This is a genomic window from Loktanella sp. DJP18, from assembly GCF_049310965.1.
Lineage (GTDB): Bacteria > Pseudomonadota > Alphaproteobacteria > Rhodobacterales > Rhodobacteraceae > Loktanella.
In genome coordinates this window covers 1-5,643 of record NZ_JBMERN010000183.1, presented here as the reverse complement: position 1 = coordinate 5,643, position 5,643 = coordinate 1, and the positions used below count along the sequence as shown (strand labels likewise).

General features: G+C 61.2%; 3 protein-coding genes. All 3 read left to right on the top strand.

Annotated features, from left to right (window positions below):
• The first annotated feature begins 568 nt into the window (after positions 1-568).
• Positions 569-2,428 (top strand): PQQ-dependent sugar dehydrogenase, encoded by a 1,860-nt coding sequence (locus tag ACOI1H_RS23250; protein ID WP_422440533.1) that lies wholly within the window; start codon positions 569-571, stop codon positions 2,426-2,428.
• A 313-nt stretch (positions 2,429-2,741) separates the two neighbouring features.
• On the top strand, positions 2,742-4,373 hold the full coding sequence (locus tag ACOI1H_RS23245; RefSeq protein WP_422440531.1) for a PQQ-binding-like beta-propeller repeat protein: 1,632 nt from the start codon (positions 2,742-2,744) through the stop codon (positions 4,371-4,373).
• Positions 4,374-4,965: 592 nt separating this feature from the next.
• Positions 4,966-5,643: cytochrome b/b6 domain-containing protein (locus ACOI1H_RS23240; RefSeq protein ID WP_422440530.1), on the top strand; the 678-nt coding region annotated here is incomplete at its 3' end.

Below are 5,643 nucleotides of genomic sequence, written 5' to 3'. Positions count from 1 at the left end.
AGTTTATCCACGTATATCGCACCATCTACTGGGTCAGGCCGATCTGCCGGGATCTGCCGATCGCCCCTTTGCGCGCATCTGGCCATCCGTGCCGACCCTTCCAAAGACTCGGCGATACAACGAAGGGACGCAACGCTGCGCTCCGGGACCCGACGAGTCTGGGACGCCAATTTCAAAGTCTATGACGCACGCCTTTTGTGCGCTTATAGAAGGCCACCGTGCAGGTGACCCAGCCCCCGTCGCTCATCCTGCGGCGACTGGAATCGTGGGATGAGTTGTCAAGAAGGAACCTCAGTGATGCTGCGTGGTTAAACTGGGTTCGGCGGCTGATTTAGGGATCATATGATCCACAAGAGAGGGGTCGATGGAGATTTCACGCGATGGCGTCGTCGATATGAGAGCCGTACTTCAAAAAACGACTGCACCACTTCTCCAAACGATTCACATGTTGGAGGCCAAGCCGAACTGATAACAGAGGAGATATCCAGTGAGATCCATGCTTCATCTACGGCCAACCGCCTGTCTACTAGGCAAATCTGCCGCTGTCGCTTTGTTGGCAGCACATTTCGTGCCCGCCCCTGCCGCGGCTCAAGACGCATCCGGCGATCAGGCGCAGTTCATATTGGACTTGCTGGACGGATACGAGATTGAAAAAGTCGTCGACGGGCTCAATTTCCCCACTGCTCTGGCCTGGGACGACGACGGTCGAATGTATGTGCTCGAGGCGGGTGGGGCGCTCTATCCTGCTGTGAAGGAGCCGATTCGTATCCTGCAGATTGAGGAAGGCAATACTTCGGAGGTGGTCGACCTCACTGGCCAGGGCGTCTTCACCGCGGCGGTAGGCTTGGTTTGGCATGACGGTGCCTTTTACCTGACCCATCGCGATGCCGACGACCTGACGGGCGCAGTGTCCCGCGTGACGCTCGACGGGGAGGTTACGCGCGTCTTCGACGGCCTCATCGACAGTCAAGCCGAGCACCAGATAAATGACATTCGTGTGGGCCCGGATGGTCGGATGTATGTGACCGTTGGTGCAGCTGGGAACTCTGGAGTTGTCGATACCTCAATTGCCCCGTGGGTCATGCTGAGCCCTGAATTGCATCCGGTCCCCTGCCAAGACATCACCCTGACTGGCCGTAACTTCCAGATGCCGAATCCCATGACCAAGGATGACCCCGACGACATGACAATGACTGGCGCCTATGTCCCTTTTGGGACCGAGACCCAGCCGGGACAAGTCATTGAGGGTGACAACAAGTGCGGCGGATCGATCCTGGCCTTTGACCCCGCCAATGCCGAGCAGACAATTACACCCGTGGCCTGGGGCTTCCGAAATCTCCTCGGCATCGCGTGGGACCCCGCCACAGGCGATATGTACGCGGCCCAGAACGGCTATGACATCCGCGGCGCCCGCCCTGTGCAGGACGAGGGTGATCCGCTCTACCGCGTCCGGGATGGCGCTTGGTACGGGGTGCCGGACTTCTCGGCTGCTCTTCAGCCGCTGACCGAAGAACGGTTCAACGCTCCTGACGAGTTCATGGCGGAGGTCTTCATCAACAGCGAGTCGGTTGGACAGGATCTGGGCTTCGTCATCGACCATGAGGCAAGTGGGCTTACGCCGCCTGATCCTGGGCTTCTGGTTGCGTTGCACCCCTTCAACTCGTCGCCTTCCATGATTGATGTGGTGCCTCCTGCCTGGGGCGACCTCGCGGGCCATGTGCTCGTGGCCGAGTGGGGTGACCTTGCTCCTCCGACCAATCCTCTGCGAGGCAAGGAGCCAGTCGGTTCTCGGGTGGTCTCAGTCGATCCCGAGACCGGTGAAATCACGCCGTTCGTCGCTAATATGCAACCTGGTCCCGCTTCTGGCCAAGACGCCCAAGGTCAAGGCCTCGACCGACCGTTCGACGTGCAGTTCGGGCCAGACGGCGCTCTCTACATCGTAGACTATGGTGTGGTGGAGATCGACATGTCGCTTACCGAGCAGGGCCGTCCGCCTTACAACGAAGTTCCCGGCACCGGTGTGATCTGGCGGGTAACTGGTACTGCGGACGCAGGCACGGCCGACGCAGCTACGGAACGCTTGATGACTCCGATGATTGTGGCCGAGGGCGTGACGATCGACGGCGACACGGTCACCGTCCCGCAGGTGGTGGCGGAGCGGGATGGCTTTTTAGTCATTCACACCGTGCTCGATGGCCAGCCAGTCGTACCCGAGTCGATCGGCCATGCGGCCGTCAGCGCAGGGGTGAACGAGAACGTTGAGATCACCATCAACTTCCCGTTCGCAGACGGTGAGGACTACCTCGCTATGCTCCACCTCGATAGCAACGGCAACGGCACCTACGACTTCGGGCCTGAGATGACCGATGTGGACACACCCGTAATGGTGGATGGCCAAGCCGTCGTCTCCTCATTCAGCGGGCCCTGACAAGCCACTTCTGGACGGCACCAGGTTTTCACAGCAACACCGGTGCCGTCCTCCTCCGTCAGTCATCATTCGTCAGGAGCGGTTAACAGCCACTGCTGTCGCAAAAAACGGCAAGCTGGCTTGAAGGGCAGAGATCCAGACAATATCGCCCCTGAGATAACGCTTCCGGCCGCGTTGGCTCCTAGGCCGGTATCGACGTAGGGGAACATCTCCCTCTGGTGCTGGTTCAACAACATGCGGGGAGTCTGTCGCTCGGTATTCCCTGACATCCTCGCCATTCTGGTTGAACAACTTTATCTGGGAGGAAATCTACATGAAAAACCTTTGGCTGACGACAGCGATGCTGCTCGTCACGGCGTCTGCGCAACCTCTGTGGGCGCAACAGACCGCCGGAGAATTGTTCGCATTGTGGGCCAGTGAGGATGGCATCCTGACGGTCGAGGAGTGGGACGCAGGCATCGATTCCTCTTTTGGAGAGCAGGCGGTCGACCTCGGCCCTATCACGTGGGACACCGACACCGACGGCATCATCACCATGGTAGAGTTCGAGGCCGGGGCCGAGAGTTCTGGCGTGTTCCAGGAATTGACCGCTACCGAGCCCGCTCCCGAGGACATGGACCGGGTTCTCGCCAACCACAACGCCGACACAACTGACAGCGCCATCACGCTCGACAACGTCGGCCAGCTTCAGCAGATCTGGTCTGTCGAGAGCGAACACCCGATCTCGCATGTCCCCCTCATCGAGGGAGACCGGATTTTCTTCGCCGACTGGGGCGGGACAGTCTACGCTGCTGACGCCGCCTCCGGTGAGGTACTCTGGCAGAACACGATTGCGGAGCCGATGACTCAATGGCCGTGGCACGGCTTTGCCGGAACCGGGGCCACCGATGGCGATCGCGTCTATCAGGCCAGCGTGGAGGGAACCGCCTATGCACTCGACGCGGAGACCGGCGAGGTCCTGTGGCAGACGGAGATTGCGGAGGACGAGCACGCGGGAAATCAGTCGCGGCTGATGACGTGGGACGGACTCCTGTTCATCGGGCTGCAATCGGTTGAGGAACCGCTCACGGCCATGATGGAAAACTTCGAGCCGAACTTCCGCGGCAAGGTGCTGGCGCTTGATGCCGCCACAGGCGAAATAGTCTGGGAAACCCAGCTTGTGGAGGAGCCGCATAACGGAGTAGCGGTCTGGAGTTCCTTCGCCGTAGACCCTATGAGCGGCACGCTCTACTTCACCACCGGCAACAACTACACCGGCGAAGCCACCGAGCTTTCAGACGCCATCGTTGCGGTGGATGCGCGCACCGGCGAGATCAAGTGGGCGCACCAGACGACGGAGCATGACGTTTGGACGATGGCAATGCCCGAAGGTCCCGATTACGACTTTGCTGGCGGCCCACAGCTCTTCACGGCGGTTATCGACGGGCAGCCTCGGCTTCTTGTGGGCGCCGGGCAGAAGAGTGGCATCTTCCATACCTGGGATGCATCGACGGGCGAGCCGCTCTGGGCCACCTCCATCGGCTATGGCGGCGTGGACGGGGGCATTCATGGCGAGGCCTCGATCGGCGGGGATCGCATCATAGCGTGGAGCAACAATAGCTACATCCACACCGCGCCGCCCGAGCAGCACCCGGCCTCGATCAAGGCGCTAAATCCCGCCACGGGAAGTCACCTGTGGGTCAACGACAAAGCTCAGCCTGCAGAAATCAATGCGGCAGGGTATTTGTCGGGTAATGTGTACTTTCTGGGCTCGCTCGACCGCAGTTTGCGCGCCTACAACGCCCAGGACGGCAGCGAGGTGTGGAGCACCGAAACGCCCGGCCCCATCATCAGCTCGGTCCGGGCAGATGACGGCCGCGTTTTCGTCAGCACCGGTGCGCCTGCGCTCTTCGGCGACTGGGCCGGCGGTAGAAACACCGTCACCGCCTTCGGCATGCCGGAATGACGAGACGACCGGCCTCCGGAAGAACCGCAGGCCGGGCTGGCTACCGCGGCAGGTGCTCGACCTGCCGTTCGTCCACATCGGAACGGGAAGCTGCCGTTTGCAGGCGGGAGAGGTGCCCTGCCGCAATTGCGAGCACCTTTCGAAGACGGGAGTGGGGTCAAGGTGGATTGGGCGATCGAGCTTTCCCGACGACTGCGAGTTGGCGGCAACGACGATCGTGCCGCTGCAGCGCTTCGCCCGGACGGGGTCCAAGCTGCTGGCCGAGGGGCGCGCTCCGCAGATCGTGGGGCTGAGACGATCGAGGAGCGATGCGCTTATGCGCGCGTCCGATCGCCTTCTGTTACGTGAACGACTGCTGATCAGCGCCTACTTCGGGGAAACTTCAGAACGACCAACCGCAGTGCCGTCGTCGTAGCAGCCGGAACAATCGCAGCCTTGGTGTGTTTGGCAACAATGACGAAAACGGGGCAAGGAAACAGGCGTGACAGGGTCCGACCACGGCTCATCGCTTCCTGCAGTTCGGTTGAGGGGAACCGGGCCGCCTGCTCCGGAGGACGACCCCGAGACCGGTGGGTCCGCACGGCGGGGCCGTATGCGGATCTACCGCCACCCACTGCCGATCCGGCTCACGCACTGGGTCAACATGTTCTGCATTCTCGTGCTGCTCATGAGCGGGCTTCAGATCTTCAACGCGCATCCGGCCCTTTACTGGGGGAGCGTGTCAAACTTCGAAAACCCGTTTCTGGTGATCGGCCCCGAGACATCCGAGGCCGGTGATCAGATTGGAGCTGTCCGCATCCTCGACCAATACATGTTCGAGACGACTGGCGTCCTGGGGTTGTCGGCCGGCGGGGCGCGGGCCTTTCCGTCGTGGGCGACACTGCCGAGTTCGCAATGGCTTTCAATGCGGCACTGGCACTTCACCTTCGTCTGGATCTTCGTGCTAAACGGGCTGGTCTATATTGGTTATTCGCTGGCGACCGGACATTTGCGGCGTGGCCTCGTTCCGACCCGCCGGCAGATCCGCCACATCCCGCAGACGGTCATCGAACATGCGCGCCTGCGCTTTTCCGAGGGCGAGGAGGCACGGCACTACAACGTGCTTCAGAAGCTCAGTTACCTTGCGGTGATACTCGTTCTTGGACCCTTGATGGTCCTCACCGGGCTCACGATGTCGCCGGCGATGAACGCCGCGGCGCCTTGGATGCTCGACCTCTTCGGGGGCCGACAATCGGCCCGCACAATCCATTTTCTTGCGGCCTTGGGCCTG